This window comes from Geodermatophilus aquaeductus, from assembly GCF_900182545.1.
In the GTDB taxonomy this organism is placed as follows: domain Bacteria; phylum Actinomycetota; class Actinomycetes; order Mycobacteriales; family Geodermatophilaceae; genus Geodermatophilus; species Geodermatophilus aquaeductus.
The window spans coordinates 49,699-62,377 of sequence record NZ_FXTJ01000014.1 but is presented as its reverse complement, the minus strand read 5'-3'; the positions used below and the strand labels follow the sequence as shown (position 1 = coordinate 62,377).

14 protein-coding genes are annotated in these 12,679 nt (G+C 75.4%); 7 read left to right on the top strand and 7 right to left on the bottom strand.

The window, feature by feature from the left end:
• Positions 1-47 precede the first annotated feature (47 nt).
• Genes FN207_RS23375 through FN207_RS27165 form a run of 3 tightly spaced genes read left to right on the top strand, consistent with a single transcriptional unit; the run spans position 48 to position 2,130 of the window.
• The gene (locus FN207_RS23375) at positions 48-977 is read left to right on the top strand and encodes an ABC transporter ATP-binding protein (protein ID WP_246066309.1); all 930 of its coding nucleotides are present in this window, start codon (positions 48-50) and stop codon (positions 975-977) included.
• Positions 974-1,828, top strand: coding sequence for an ABC transporter permease (locus tag FN207_RS23370; protein WP_142460849.1), 855 nt, complete (start codon positions 974-976; stop codon positions 1,826-1,828). Before FN207_RS23375 ends, FN207_RS23370 begins: the two co-directional genes overlap by 4 nt.
• Positions 1,825-2,130 carry a helix-turn-helix transcriptional regulator gene (locus tag FN207_RS27165; RefSeq protein WP_142460848.1) on the top strand — a complete coding sequence of 102 codons (306 nt, stop codon included), beginning with the start codon at positions 1,825-1,827 and terminating at the stop codon, positions 2,128-2,130. The genes FN207_RS23370 and FN207_RS27165 overlap by 4 nt, the downstream gene beginning before the upstream one ends.
• A 6-nt stretch (positions 2,131-2,136) precedes the next feature.
• Here FN207_RS27165 and FN207_RS27590 read toward each other — a convergent pair whose 3' ends face one another.
• From FN207_RS27590 to soxR, 5 genes are all read right to left on the bottom strand, one after another.
• Positions 2,137-2,613: a Clp protease N-terminal domain-containing protein gene (locus FN207_RS27590; RefSeq protein ID WP_142460847.1), complete on the bottom strand. Its 477-nt coding sequence runs from the start codon at positions 2,611-2,613 to the stop codon at positions 2,137-2,139.
• Between the two features lie 22 nt (positions 2,614-2,635).
• A complete protein-coding gene (locus FN207_RS23355; protein WP_185938535.1) occupies positions 2,636-3,316 on the bottom strand; it encodes a class F sortase in 681 nt (226 codons plus the stop codon).
• Positions 3,300-4,097 carry a hypothetical protein gene (locus FN207_RS23350; protein WP_142460845.1) on the bottom strand — a complete coding sequence of 266 codons (798 nt, stop codon included), beginning with the start codon at positions 4,095-4,097 and terminating at the stop codon, positions 3,300-3,302. Before FN207_RS23350 ends, FN207_RS23355 begins: the two co-directional genes overlap by 17 nt.
• Positions 4,098-4,298: 201 nt before the next feature.
• On the bottom strand, positions 4,299-5,150 hold the full coding sequence (ygiD, locus tag FN207_RS23345; RefSeq protein WP_221888372.1) for a 4,5-DOPA-extradiol-dioxygenase: 852 nt from the start codon (positions 5,148-5,150) through the stop codon (positions 4,299-4,301).
• Between the two features lie 75 nt (positions 5,151-5,225).
• Entirely contained in the window at positions 5,226-5,693 is a 468-nt protein-coding gene (gene soxR, locus FN207_RS23340) for a redox-sensitive transcriptional activator SoxR (protein ID WP_142460844.1), read from the bottom strand.
• 46 nt (positions 5,694-5,739) lie between these two features.
• Here soxR and FN207_RS23335 point away from each other — a divergent pair, with 46 nt between their 5' ends.
• Positions 5,740-6,429, top strand: a complete 690-nt coding sequence (locus FN207_RS23335) for an SDR family NAD(P)-dependent oxidoreductase (protein ID WP_142460843.1) — start codon at positions 5,740-5,742, stop codon at positions 6,427-6,429.
• Positions 6,426-7,448: an S-adenosylmethionine:tRNA ribosyltransferase-isomerase gene (locus tag FN207_RS23330; RefSeq protein ID WP_246066306.1), complete on the top strand. Its 1,023-nt coding sequence runs from the start codon at positions 6,426-6,428 to the stop codon at positions 7,446-7,448. Before FN207_RS23335 ends, FN207_RS23330 begins: the two co-directional genes overlap by 4 nt.
• A 9-nt stretch (positions 7,449-7,457) precedes the next feature.
• On the opposite strand, the gene FN207_RS23325 is transcribed toward FN207_RS23330, so the two are convergent.
• On the bottom strand, positions 7,458-8,210 hold the full coding sequence (locus tag FN207_RS23325; protein WP_185938534.1) for a class I SAM-dependent methyltransferase: 753 nt from the start codon (positions 8,208-8,210) through the stop codon (positions 7,458-7,460).
• 202 nt (positions 8,211-8,412) lie between these two features.
• On the opposite strand from FN207_RS23325, the gene FN207_RS23320 reads away from it, so the two are divergent.
• Positions 8,413-9,825 carry a glycoside hydrolase family 140 protein gene (locus FN207_RS23320; RefSeq protein ID WP_185938533.1) on the top strand — a complete coding sequence of 471 codons (1,413 nt, stop codon included), beginning with the start codon at positions 8,413-8,415 and terminating at the stop codon, positions 9,823-9,825.
• A gap of 9 nt (positions 9,826-9,834) precedes the next feature.
• Here the strand turns inward: FN207_RS23320 and FN207_RS23315 are convergent, their stop codons facing one another.
• Positions 9,835-10,542, bottom strand: a complete 708-nt coding sequence (locus FN207_RS23315) for a (2Fe-2S)-binding protein (RefSeq protein WP_246066305.1) — start codon at positions 10,540-10,542, stop codon at positions 9,835-9,837.
• Between the two features lie 124 nt (positions 10,543-10,666).
• Between FN207_RS23315 and acs the strand changes: the two genes are divergently transcribed.
• A complete protein-coding gene (gene acs, locus FN207_RS23310) occupies positions 10,667-12,619 on the top strand; it encodes an acetate--CoA ligase (RefSeq protein ID WP_142460839.1) in 1,953 nt (650 codons plus the stop codon).
• The last annotated feature ends 60 nt before the right edge of the window (positions 12,620-12,679 follow it).

Here is a 12,679-nt window from a genome sequence, read left to right as displayed (position 1 = left end):
CAGTTCTACTATGGGGCACCGCCGGATCCCCCACCGTGGAGGCCCCCGTGCCCGACGTCCCCCTGTCCGAGCCCGTCGTCGAGGTGCGCGGCCTGCGCATGGCCTACGGCGCCAACGAGGTGCTCACCGGGGTCGACCTCCGCGTCGACGCCGGCGAGGTGGTCTGCCTGCTCGGCCCCAACGGCGCCGGCAAGACCACCACGATCGAGATCCTCGAGGGCTTCCGCGTGCCCTCGGCCGGGGAGGTGCGCGTGCTCGGCGAGGACCCGGCCCGGGCCGGCGAGGCGTGGCGGGCGCGGGTGGGCGTGGTCCTGCAGTCCTGGCGCGACCACGCCCGGTGGACCCCCCGGCGCCTGCTCACCCAGCTCGGCGACTACTACGCGCCCTACTCGACACCCGAGCGGCCGCGCCCCTACGAGGTCGACTGGCTGCTGCGGACCGTCGGGCTCACCGAGCACGCCGACCGCAAGATCGGCGCCCTCTCCGGCGGCCAGCGACGGCGGCTCGACGTCGCGGTCGGGATCATCGGCCGCCCCGAGCTGCTCTTCCTCGACGAGCCGACCGCCGGCTTCGACCCGCAGGCCCGCCGGGACTTCCACGACCTGGTGCACCGGCTCTCCGACCTGGAGGGCACCACCATCCTGCTGACGACGCACGACCTGGCCGAGGCGGAGAAGCTGGCCGACCGCATCCTGATCCTGACCGGGGGCCGGATCGTCGCGGACGGCAGCGCCGACGAGCTGGGCCGGCAGGTCGCCGGCACCGCGGAGGTGCGCTGGGCCTGCGGCCCCGAGCGGTTCGTGCACCCCACGACCGACGTCGTCGCCTTCGTCCGTCGGCTGTTCGAGGAGCACGGCGACGAGCTGACCGACCTCGAGGTCCGGCGGGCGAGCCTCGAGGACACCTACCTGACGATGGTGCAGCGGTCCGAGTCCGGCGTCCCGGCCGGACCGGTGCTCGAGGAGGCCACGCGATGAACGCGACCCGGCACGCGCTCGTCCTCGGCCTGCGCCGCGGCTGGACGGAGTTCCTGCAGAGCCTGCGCAGCCCCCAGGACCAGGGCTTCTACCTGTTCACGGCCGTGGGCACGCTGCTGCTGCTGTGGTTCAACCGGGACAACGAGATCGGCGACTCCGGGCTGTCCTACCCGACGTACGCCCTGCCCAGCATCCTCGCCGGGCTGCTGGCCTTCGGCGTCGTGATCGGCCCCGCCTTCGCGTTGGCCATGGAGCGGGAGGACGGCACCCTGCTGCGCCACAAGGCGCTGCCCCACGGCATGCAGGGCTACGTGACCGGACAGCTCACCTACCACTCCCTCGGCCTGCTGCCCTCGCTGCTGACGATCCTCGTGCCGAGCTTTCTGCTCTTCGACGGGCTGATGCACGGCGGGGCCGCCGGGTGGCTGACGGTGGCGTGGGTGATCGCCCTCGGCCTGCTCGCGACGCTGCCGCTCGGGATGATCCTGGGCTCGGTCGTACCCAGCACCCAGAAGGTCGGCTCCTGGGGCATGCTGCCCGTCCTCGTCCTCACCGCGATCTCGGGGGTCTTCTTCCCGATGCAGGCGCTGTGGGGCTGGGTGCAGGCGGTGGCCCAGGTCTTCCCCGTCTACTGGATCGGCCTCGGCCTGCGGTCGGCCTTCCTGCCCGATGCCGCCGTGACCCTGGAGGTGGGCGACTCCTGGCGCACCGGCGCGACGGTGCTCGTGCTCGCCGCCTGGGCGGTGTTCGGGATGCTGGTGACCCCTCGGGTGCTGCGCCGGATGGCCCGCCGGCAGTCGGGCTCGCAGGTCGAGGCGGCCAAGGAGGCGTCGCTGCAGTGGGTCCGGTGAGCGCCGACCGGAGTCCCGACGCGGTCTACAACCGGATCGCCCTGCTGCGGGCCGAGCAGGGCGTGACCCGGCGGGAGCTCGCCGACGCCCTCGGCGTCCACTACCAGACGGTGGGCTACCTGGAGCGCGGCGAGTACAACCCGAGCCTGCACCTGGCGCTGCGGATCGCGGAGTTCTTCGGGCTGCCGGTCGAGGTGGTCTTCTCGACCCGACCCTTCCCGCGGATCAGCGACGCCGCCCGCCCGGCGGCGGCCGACCCCCCGGCCGATCCCCCGGCCGATCCCCCGGCCGTGGCCGGCTGAGCTCCCTCAGGCCCCGCCGGCCTGCCGGACCGCGGCCGCGAGCGCCTCGGCGACCGCCGCCTCGGTGACCGCCCGGGTGACGCCGAGCGAGGCGAGCGGCCCGGCGCCCTCCTCGGCGTCGAGCAGGGCCAGCAGCAGGTGCTCGGTCCCGACGTAGTTGTGCCCCAGCCGCAGCGCGGTGCGGAAGGTGAGCTCCAGGACCCTGCGCGCGTCCGCGTCGAACGGGACGAGGGCCGGCACGGCCTCCGCGGGCGCGGGCACCCGCACGGCGGCCCGGATCCGGTCGGCGTCGACGCCCTGGCCCGCCAGGACCCGCGCGGCGATCGCCTCGGGCTCGGCGAGCAGGCCGAGCAGCAGGTGCCCGGTGGTGATCTCGGCGTTCCCGGCGGAGCGGGCCTCCTCCTGGGCGGCGACGACGGCATGACGCGCGCGAGGGGTGAAGCGGGCGAAGTCCTGCTGCGCGTCGGCGGGCTCCCGGGGCAGGTCGTCAACTCACGGTTGACGCTCAGACGATCCGGGCGAAGACGACGGTGTTGTCCTCGCTCGCGCCGGCTGCCTCGTCGTACTCCCCGCCGCAGGTGACGAGCGCGAGGTCGGCGTCGGCGGGGTGGCCGTTGAGCGTGTCCGCCAGCGCGGAGGTGGCCTTGTCCAGCCCGGTCACCGGCTCACCGAGGACCTCCAGCCGCAGGTAGGCGCCACCGGCGTCGACCAGGAGCACCTCGTCGCCCGGGGCGAGCTCCGGCAGCCGGTCGAACACCGCGCCGCCGTCTGTCCCGGCGTGGCCGAGCAGGACCGCCATCTGCCCGGAGCCGGGGGCCGGCCCGTCGGACCACCACGAGGTGGTGCGCATCGACCGCGGCACGCCGTAGCCGTCGACGGTCCGCCCGGTGAACGGGTTCTCGTACCGCACCGTCCCGCGCGACTCGACCGCGGTGTCGACGCCGATGGCGGGGACCGCGATCCGCCCCGGCACGACCGGCCCGTCGGCCGGCGCGCCGGCGGCCGGGAGGGCGGGCACCTCCCCGGTCGCCGGCACCGCCACCAGCGAGGTCACGGGGGTCGACGCCGCGGCGTCGGCCGCCGGGCGGGCGGTCCAGACGAAGACGCCGGCCCCCGCGAGGAGGACGACGAGGAAGACCAGCAGCGGCAGCCGCTGGCCCGAGAGCTCCCTAGCGACCGACCGCACGGGACCGCGCCCGGGAGACGGCGGCACCGGTGCCGCCCGCGACCAGCAGGCCGCCCAGGACGGCCAGCGGGACGGCGGTGCCGGGACCCTCGGTCTCGACGCCCTCGCCGCCGCCGGTCGGGGCGTAGCCGAGGTACTGCGCGGGCTGCTCGGCGACCGGCGCGGACACGGGCGCGGCCTGCGGGGCCTCGGGCGCGGGCTGCGCCGGGGGCGCCGGGGGCTCCTCCGGGGACCCCGGGAGGGCCGGGAGGCAGGCCTGGAAGGCCGCGAGCAGCGCCTGCACGTCGGCGGCGACGTCAGCGGCGCCGACCCCGAGGACGGCGGGGTCCAGGGCCGGCGGCTGACCGGAGGCCAGCCCGGTCAGGGCGCTCTCGAGGCCGCCGACGAGGTCCTCGACCACCGCCTGCGGGTCCTGCGACAGGATCCCGTTCAGCAGGTCCTCCACGCCGTCGGCCACGCCCTGGACGCAGGTGTCGGGCACGCCCAGCGGGGTCAGCAGCGACTGGAGCGCGCCCAGCAGCTCCGGCGGCGCGGGCGGCAACGGTCCCTCCTCGCCCCCGGCGGCCGCCTCGCCCCCGGGAGCCGGCTCCTGCGGAGCCGACTCCTGTGGGAAACCGGGCACCGGGAGGGGCAGGGCGGGGGCCTCGCTCCCGCCGGCCGCGCCCCCCGCCACCTGGCCGAGGACGCTCCCCAGGGTCTCCTCCAGCGCCGCGCCCGGGGCGGGCGCCGCGGGCTCCTCGGCCCAGGCGACGCCGGGGGCGGCGACCACCGCGGTGAGCACGCCGGCGACGACGAGCGCCCGGCGGCCCCGCAGCCTGCGGGTCGGGGAACGGTGCGAGGACGACGACAAGGGGACCCCCCGGGGTGTGTCAGGACATGAGCGGCGTCGCTGTCCGGGGGAACGATCGTGACATCGATCGGTGACGGACCCCTCCGTCCTGACGGCTCGTCGTCACGCTCCGGGGTGAATCCGGAACGGACCTCAGATGTTGGCGCCGTCCGCCGGGGGCCCGTCCGGGAGGGGCGCGGCGAAGCCGCTGCCCGCGGCGTCGGGCGCCGGCATGCCGACGGTGTACGACGTCATCGACAGCGACCCGTAGGCGTAGCCGTCGACGAGCACCTCCGCCGTCGTGCCCGTGGCGCCGGCCATCCCGGCCACGTAGAGCAGCGGCAGGAAGTGGTCGGGGGTGGGGACGGCGAGGTCGAAGTCGCGGTGGCCGTCGAGGCGCCCGACCGCGCCCGGGTCGGTGAGCATGAGCTCGCGGGCGGCGGAGTCGAAGCGCTGCGCCCAGTCGAAGCCGGCGTCGGGCAGGGCCCGGCTGACCCCGCCGAGGTTGTGCACCACGTTGCCGCTGCCGATCACCAGGACGCCGTCCTCCCGCAGCGGAGCCAGCGCCGCGCCCATCTGCAGGTGGTAGTCGACGCCCTTGAGCGCGTTGATCGACAACTGGACGACCGGGATGTCGGCCTCGGGGAAGGCGTGCAGCAGCACCGACCACGCGCCGTGGTCGATCCCCCAGCTGTCGCGGTCGGCGCCCACCCAGGTCGGCGAGACGACGTCGGCCACCTGCTCGTGCAGCTCCGGCAGGCCCGGCGCGTCGTAGGAGACGTCGAAGAGCTCGCCGGGGAAGCCGAAGAAGTCGTGGATGGTGCGCGGGCGCGGCATCGCCGTCACCGCGGTGGCGTGCACGTACCAGTGCGCCGAGACGACGAGGATCGCCCGCGGCCGGGGCACCGCGCGGCCGAAGGCCCGCCATGCCTCGGTGTAGCGGTTGCGCTCGAGGGCGTTCATCGGGTTGCCGTGCCCGATGAAGGCGGCGGGCATGAGGGTCATGCGGCACTCCTCCAGCGACGGCGATCCGGTCCCGTCCGGATCATGCCCGTCCCGCGGGGGCTCCGCGAGGCGCGCTCAGCCCGCGCGCCCGGCCGGCGGGAGCCGCCGCAGCAGCGGGGACAGCCGCCGGGCGCCGGGCCCCTCGGCGGCCGCGGCGTCGCCCGGGTTGGACAGCGCGCAGGCCGTCAGCGACAGGCAGCCGCAGCCGATGCAGGAGGACAGGCCGTCGCGGAGCTGCTCGAGCGCGGCGATCTGCGCGTCGAGCCGGTCCCGCCACCCCGCCGACAGCCGGGCCCAGTCGCCGGCCGACGGCGTGCGCGCGTCGGGCAGCGTTGCCAGCGCCTCGCGGATCTCCGGCAGCGACAGGCCGACGTTCTGCGCCGCGCGCACGAACGCCAGCCGGCGCAGCACCGAGCGCGGGAAGCGCCGGGCGCCGCCGGGCGTGCGGCTCGCGGCGATGAGCCCCTCGGCCTCGTAGTGCCGCAGGGCCGACGGCGCCAGCCCCGACCGCGCGGCCACCTCCCCGATCGGCAGCAGCTCCACCGCGCCCCCTTGACCTCAAGTCGACTCGAGGTCCCACGGTAACCGCATGACCTCCACCGCAGTGATCACCGGGGCCTCCCGCGGCCTCGGGCTCGCCCTCGCCACCGAGCTGTCGCAGCGCGGCTGGCGGCTCGTCGTCGACGCCCGCGACGCCGGCCGCCTCGCCGCCGCCGTCACCGGGCTCCCCCGCCCCGACCTGGTCACCGCCGTGGCCGGGGACGTCGCCGACCCCGACCACCGTGCCGCGCTCGCCGCCGCGGCCGGCGGGTCGGTGGACCTGCTGGTCAACAACGCCTCGACGCTCGGCCCCACCCCGCTGCCGCCGCTGGCCGGCCTCCCGCCGGCGGCGCTGGAGGACGTTTTGCGCACCAACACCGTCGCCCCGCTCGCGCTGCTGCAGGCACTGCTCCCCTCCCTCGAGCGCGCCGGCGGGACGGTGGTCTCGGTCAGCAGCGACGCCGCGGTCGAGCCCTACGCCGGCTGGGGCGGCTACGGCGCGAGCAAGGCCGCGCTGGACCTGCTCACCGCCGTGCTCGCCGTCGAGCACCCGGGGCTGCGCGTGGTCGCCGTCGACCCCGGCGACATGGCCACCGACCTGCACGCCGCCGCCGACCCCGACACCGACCCCGCCGACCTCGCCGCACCCGCGGACGTCGCCCGCGCGCTGCTGCACCTGCTCGACGGCGACCTGCCCGGCGCCCGCGTGCGCGTCGCTGACCTCGAGGGCGCGCGGTGACCGCGCTCGCCGTCCCCATGGGCGCGGAGGCCACCGAGCCGCCGGAGCGCCGCGGCCTGTCCCGCGACGGCGTCCGGCTGATGGCCGTCCGCCCGGGCAGCCTCACCCACGCCCGGTTCGCCGACCTGCCCGGCCTGCTCGAGCCCGGCGACCTCGTCGTCGTCAACACCTCGGCGACGCTGCCGGCCCGCCTGACCGCGCGCCGGGCCGACGGCACGACCACGCCGGTGCACGTGTCCACGACGCTGGACGACGGCACCTGGGTGGTCGAGGTCCGCCGCCCCGGCGACGACGGCCCCGAGTCCGGCCTGGAACCCGGCGCCGCGCTGGACCTGCCCGGCGGCGTGCGGCTGGTCCTGCGCGGCGGCTTCCCGGACCCGGCCCGCCCCGGGCGGCTGTGGCGGGCGGTCGCGACCCCGGCCGTCGCCGTCCCCGCGTACCTCGCGCGGCACGGGGAGCCGGTCCGCTACCGCCACCTGCGCGGGCCGCTCGCCCTCGGCGACGTCCAGAACGTCTACGCCACCGAGCCGGGCAGCGCGGAGAACGCCAGCGCCGGCCGCCCGTTCACCGACCGGCTGCTGGTCCGGCTGATGGCCCGCGGGGTCCCGGTGGTGCCGCTGGTCCTGCACGCGGGGGTGTCCAGCCCCGAGCTGCACGAGCCGCCGGCGCCCGAGCGCTACCGGGTCCCGGAGGTCACCGCCCGGCTGGTCACCGCCACGCGGGCGGCCGGGCGGCGGGTGGTCGCCGTCGGCACGACGGTCACCCGGGCGCTGGAGACGGCCACCGGCGACGATGGCGTCACCCGGCCGGGCGAGGGCTGGACCGACCTCGTGCTCGGCCCGGACCGGCCGGTGCGCGCGGTGACCGGGCTGGTCACCGGCCTGCACGAACCCGAGGCCAGCCACCTGCTGCTGCTCGAGGCGGTCGCCGGGCGGGACCTGGTGCGCCGCGCGTACGACGCCGCGGCCGGCACCTACCTGTGGCACGAGTTCGGCGACTCCATGCTCTTCCTGCCCTGAGCGGCGCCGTCACCCGAGGCGTGCGGCGATGGCCAGGTCCCGGCCCACGAGCACCCGCTCGAGCACCGACCTCCACACGGTGCCGAGGCGCAGGACCCGGAAACCGCCTCGGAGGACCCGGCTGTTGAGCACGCGGAGGACCCCTTGGTCCCCCGCCGGCTGGAGGGACCGGACGCGGAGGTCCGTGAACCCGCTGGCATTCAGCATGGTGCGGAGGTCGCCCAGGCGGGGCCAGTCGCGGATCATCCCCTCACTCGTCGGCTTGAGTTCACTCCACCGGCGCCACACGAAGCCGTTCTGGGTCATCAGCAGGAAGACCCCACCGGGACGCAGCAGCTCGGCGGCACGCCGGATGAAGGCCTGCTGGTCGGCGACGTGGGCGATGACCTCGGAACTGATCACCAGGTCGAACGGTCCGGACGGAGGCACCTCCCAGAAGCCACCCGCCAGGAAACGGACGTCGGGGAACTCGCGCTGGGCGTGTTCGATCGCCGCCGGGGCCAGGTCGGTGCCCGTGACCTCGCCCAGGTCCGTGAGCGAGGCGCCGAGCCATCCGGTCCCACATCCGAGGTCGAGGACGCGCAGCGGCCCGTCCTGGTCGGTCGATCGCGTGAGGCGTTCCGCGCGCCGCCGCACCCAGTCGAGCTGCCTCAGCTGGAGATGCCCCCGCTGCGAGAAGGCGTGGTGGGCGAGGTTCCACTCCCCCCAGAAGCGGACCTGCCTCTCGAGGGCAGGACCGGCACCCGGACGGGGGTTCTCCATGGCCGCACCGTAGGGCGGGGGGCGAAGACGTGTCCATGACCTGCGGAAACAGGCGAGCACCGCACGCGAGACCGTGGTCGGGCCGCCGCATCCCGTCGTAGTCTCCTGCGTCTGCGCCCATCGCCCGGCAGGGAGCGAGATGGCACCAGCGAGGCCGACCGTGCCGCGCCGTTCCGCGCGGCTGCTGGTGGGAGGCGTCGTCGTGACGCTCCTCCTGGTGGCCGGGGCCGCGGCGTACGACTCCTGGCGGGACCGTCCACGAGGACAGGCCCTGCGCATCACCGGTGCGGGCGCCTACCCGGACGGCCCGTGGCCCCCCGCCACGCCGAGGGCGGCCCGGACGGGTCCGCCGTTCGTCACGTCGGTGAGCCCCGACCGCCGGTACTTCCTCGACCAGTACGGGCAGCCGATCCTCGTCAGGGGCGACGCGCCCTGGTCGTTCATGACCGACGTCTCCCCCGCCCAGGCCGAGCTCTACCTCTCCACCCGGGCGGAGCAGGGTTACAACGCGGTGGTCGTGTCCCTGCTGGGATCCACCGGCAACGGCGGTCCTCGCGACGACGGGAGCACGTACGACGGGATCCGGCCCTTCGCGGACGGGGACGTGCTCAGCTGGAACGAGCCCTACTGGGACCGGGTCACGTCCTACCTGCGGACGGCTGCCGACCAGGGCATCACGGTCCTGCTCTACGCGGTGGACGGCTGGACCATCGGCCACTCGTTCGTCCCGTCGTCGGTGGACCAGTGCCGGCAGTACGGGCGGCGGGTCGCCGAGCGCCTCGCCGACCTGCCCAACGTCCTGTGGATGGCCGGAGGTGACTACGTACCGGCCACGGACGACCCCGCTCGCGGCAGTGACGTCGACCGGTGCTGGGACGCCGTGATGCGCGGCGTGCGGGAGACCGGGGACGGCCGCCCGTTCTCGATCCAGCTCTCCTTCGACGAGTCGATCTCGAGTGACAACCCGTTCTGGGCCCGGCGGATCGACTGGGACTTCGCCTACACCTACCACCCCACCTACCGCGCCGTGCTCGACGCGTACGCACGCACGCCACCCCGACCGGTCCTCATGGGTGAGGCGAACTACGAGGGTGAGAACAACCAGCCCGAGTCGCGACCCACCACCGACGAGACGCTGCGTCGGCAGGTGCTGTGGAGCCTGACCTCCGGCGCCGCCGGCGAGGTCTCCGGCAGCGCCGACTGGGACTTCCCGCCGGGGTGGCAGACGCGGCTGTCGACCGTCGCCGTCACCCAGGCGCAGCGGTTGCGCGACCTGTTCGCGGGCCTGCGCTGGTGGGAGCTGGTGCCCGACACCGGCGGCGACCTGGTGACGGCCGGCCGCGGCACCCCGCTGACCGAGGTCACGGCGATGGACGTGCTCGACGACGACCACGTGACCGCAGCCCGGACCCCCGACGGCGGCCAGGCGGTCGTCTACCTGCCCACCCCGCGGACCATCGCCGTGGACACCGGCCTCCTGGCGCCCGGCACCCGCGCCGCGTGGGTGGACCCGACATCGGGCGCGCGGACGGAGACACCCCTCGCGGACACCTTCACCCCACCGGGACCCAACGACGCCGGCGACGGGGACTGGATCCTGCTGTTCACCGCCTGAGGACCCACCTCACCAGAGGCCGGCGGCGTCCTCCAGGAGCACCTGCCGGTGCGCCGGCGGCCGGGCGGGGCAGGCGGTGCACATGGCCTCGCCGGGGAGCCGGACCAGCAGGCAGCAGGAGGCGCGGCGGACGAACCGGACGCCGCCGACGTCGGTGTAGCGCGGCGCGGGCATCGGGTCGCCGACGGCCGCGGCCACCGGGGCCGCCAGCGCGGTCACCGTGCCGACGTCGCCCAGCGCCCGGCCGACGGCGAGCAGCCGGCCGGCCAGCGAGTCGGTGGCCACCGCCCACAGCGGGCGCTGCCGCATCCCGCCGGCCGCGGCCACCACGGCGATCACCGAGCCGAGCGCCTCGCGCAGCTCCCCCGCCGGGTCCGGCCCGGCCGGCGCCCGTGACACCCCGGCGAGCACGGTGCCGCCGGCGATCTCGTACAGCGTGGTGTCGGCCAGCCGCGCCGACAGCGGCCGGCCGGTGGCCAGTCCCGCGGCGACCGGCGTCAGCAGCACCGCCGAGGCCGAGTACCACCACACCGTCGCCAGCGCCCGCCGGTCGGCGCTGCGGTAGCGGCGGCCCAGCGCCGCCACGCGCCCGGCCGTCCACGCCGGGTCGGCCAGCAGCGCGGCCGGGAACGGGCGGGCCGACGGCGGCGCGAGCAGGCCGAGGCCGGCGGCGCCGGGCACCCGCGCCGCCACGACCGCCTGGGGCCCGCCGTCCACCGGGCCAGTGTGCTGCAACCTCGTTGCGGGCGGCTGCCCCTCGGCCCGCGCGGGCCCTACGGTGTGTGATGGGACACGCCGCCCGCCGGCGGTGCGCGGGCCACGAAGACGGAGGGAGCACCACGTGAGCGAGTCGACCGGGTCGGAGGGCCGCCGGTTCCCGGCGCCGGAGCAGCTGGCCGCGTCCGCGAACGTGGGCCCCGACGTGTACGCGGAGGCCGAGGCAGACCGGCTGGCCTTCTGGGCGACCCAGGCGCGCCGGCTCACCTGGGCGCAGGAGTGGGACGAGGTCCTCGACTGGACGAACCCGCCCTTCGCCAAGTGGTTCGTCGGCGGGAAGCTCAACGTCGCCTACAACTGCCTGGACCGACACGTCGAGGCCGGCCACGGTGACCAGGTGGCCTACCACTGGGAGGGCGAGCCGGGCGACACCCGCACGCTCACCTACGCCCAGCTCACCGAGGACGTCTGCCGCGCCGCCAACGCGCTGCTCGAGCTCGGGATCCAGGCCGGCGACCGGGTGGCCATCTACATGCCGATGATCCCCGAGACGATCGTCGCGATGCTCGCCTGCGCCCGCATCGGCGCGGTCCACATGGTCGTCTTCGGCGGCTTCTCCGCCGACGCGCTGGCCTCCCGCATCACCGACGCCGGCGCCGTCCTGGTGATCACCTCCGACGGCGGCTACCGCCGCGGCGCCCCGAGCGCCCTCAAGCCCGCCGTCGACGACGCGCTGAGCCGCACCGAGGGCGTCCGCAACGTGCTGGTGGTCAAGCGCACCGAGCAGGACGTCGAGTGGACCGAGGGCCGCGACCTCTGGTGGCACGACGTCGTGGACCGGCAGTCGCCGCAGCACACGCCCGAGGCCTTCGACGCCGAGCACCCGCTCTACATCATGTACACGTCAGGCACGACGGCGAAGCCGAAGGGCATCCTGCACACCTCCGGCGGCTACCTCACCCAGGTCGCCTACTCGCACTGGGCGACCTTCGACCTCGAGCCCGACACCGACGTCTACTGGACCGCCGCCGACGTCGGCTGGGTCACCGGCCACAGCTACATCGTCTACGGGCCGCTGGCCAACCGGGCGACGTCGGTCATGTACGAGGGGACGCCGGAGACGCCGCACCGCGGCCGCTGGTTCGAGCTCATCGAGAAGTACCGCGTCTCGATCCTCTACACCGCCCCCACGGTCATCCGGACGTTCATGAAGTGGGGCGAGGACATCCCGGCCGGCTTCGACCTGTCCTCGCTGCGGGTGCTGGGGTCGGTGGGCGAGCCGATCAACCCCGAGGCCTGGCTCTGGTACCACCGCAACATCGGCGGCGAGCGCTGCCCGATCGTCGACACCTGGTGGCAGACCGAGACCGGCGCGCACATGATCACCCCGCTGCCGGGCGTCACCTCGCTGAAGCCGGGCTCGGCGCAGACGCCGTTCCCCGGCATCGCCGCCAAGGTCGTCGACGACGAGGGCAACGAGCTCGGCGACGACGCCACCGGCCTGCTGGTCCTCACCGCGCCGTGGCCGGCGATGCTGCGCACCATCTGGGGCGACGACGACCGCTACGTCGACACCTACTGGTCGCGCTTCGGCCGGGAGGTCTACTTCGCCGGCGACGGTGCGAAGAAGGACGCCGACGGCGACATCTGGCTGCTCGGCCGGGTCGACGACGTCATGAACGTCTCGGGGCACCGGATCTCCACCACCGAGGTCGAGTCCTCGCTGGTCGCCCACCCCGCCGTGGCCGAGGCCGCCGTCGTCGGCGCGTCCGACCCCACCACCGGCCAGGGCATCGTCGCCTTCGTGATCCTCCGCGGCTCGGCCACCGACTCCGGCGACGACCTGGTGCAGCAGCTGCGCACCCACGTCTCCAAGGACATCGGCCCGATCGCCAAGCCGCGCCAGATCATGGTCGTCCAGGAGCTGCCCAAGACCCGCTCGGGCAAGATCATGCGGCGGCTGCTGCGCGACGTCGCCGAGAACCGCGAGATGGGTGACGTCACCACGCTCACCGACTCCTCGGTGATGAACCTGATCAAGGACAAGCTGCCCGCGAGCAGCGGCTCGGAGGACTGAGCAAGGACCCCCCTGCCCCCCACCGCTCGCACGCTCGCGGCGGGACCCTGCAGGGGGGCC

Excerpts from the sequence above, each read along its gene's own strand:
- FN207_RS23370 (WP_142460849.1), top strand. The coding sequence starts at position 974 with ATGAACGCGACCCGGCACGCGCTCGTCCTCGGCCTGCGCCGCGGCTGG.
- ygiD (WP_221888372.1), bottom strand. The coding sequence starts at position 5,150 with ATGACCCTCATGCCCGCCGCCTTCATCGGGCACGGCAACCCGATGAAC.
- FN207_RS23335 (WP_142460843.1), top strand. The coding sequence starts at position 5,740 with ATGACCTCCACCGCAGTGATCACCGGGGCCTCCCGCGGCCTCGGGCTC.
- FN207_RS23325 (WP_185938534.1), bottom strand. The coding sequence starts at position 8,210 with ATGGAGAACCCCCGTCCGGGTGCCGGTCCTGCCCTCGAGAGGCAGGTC.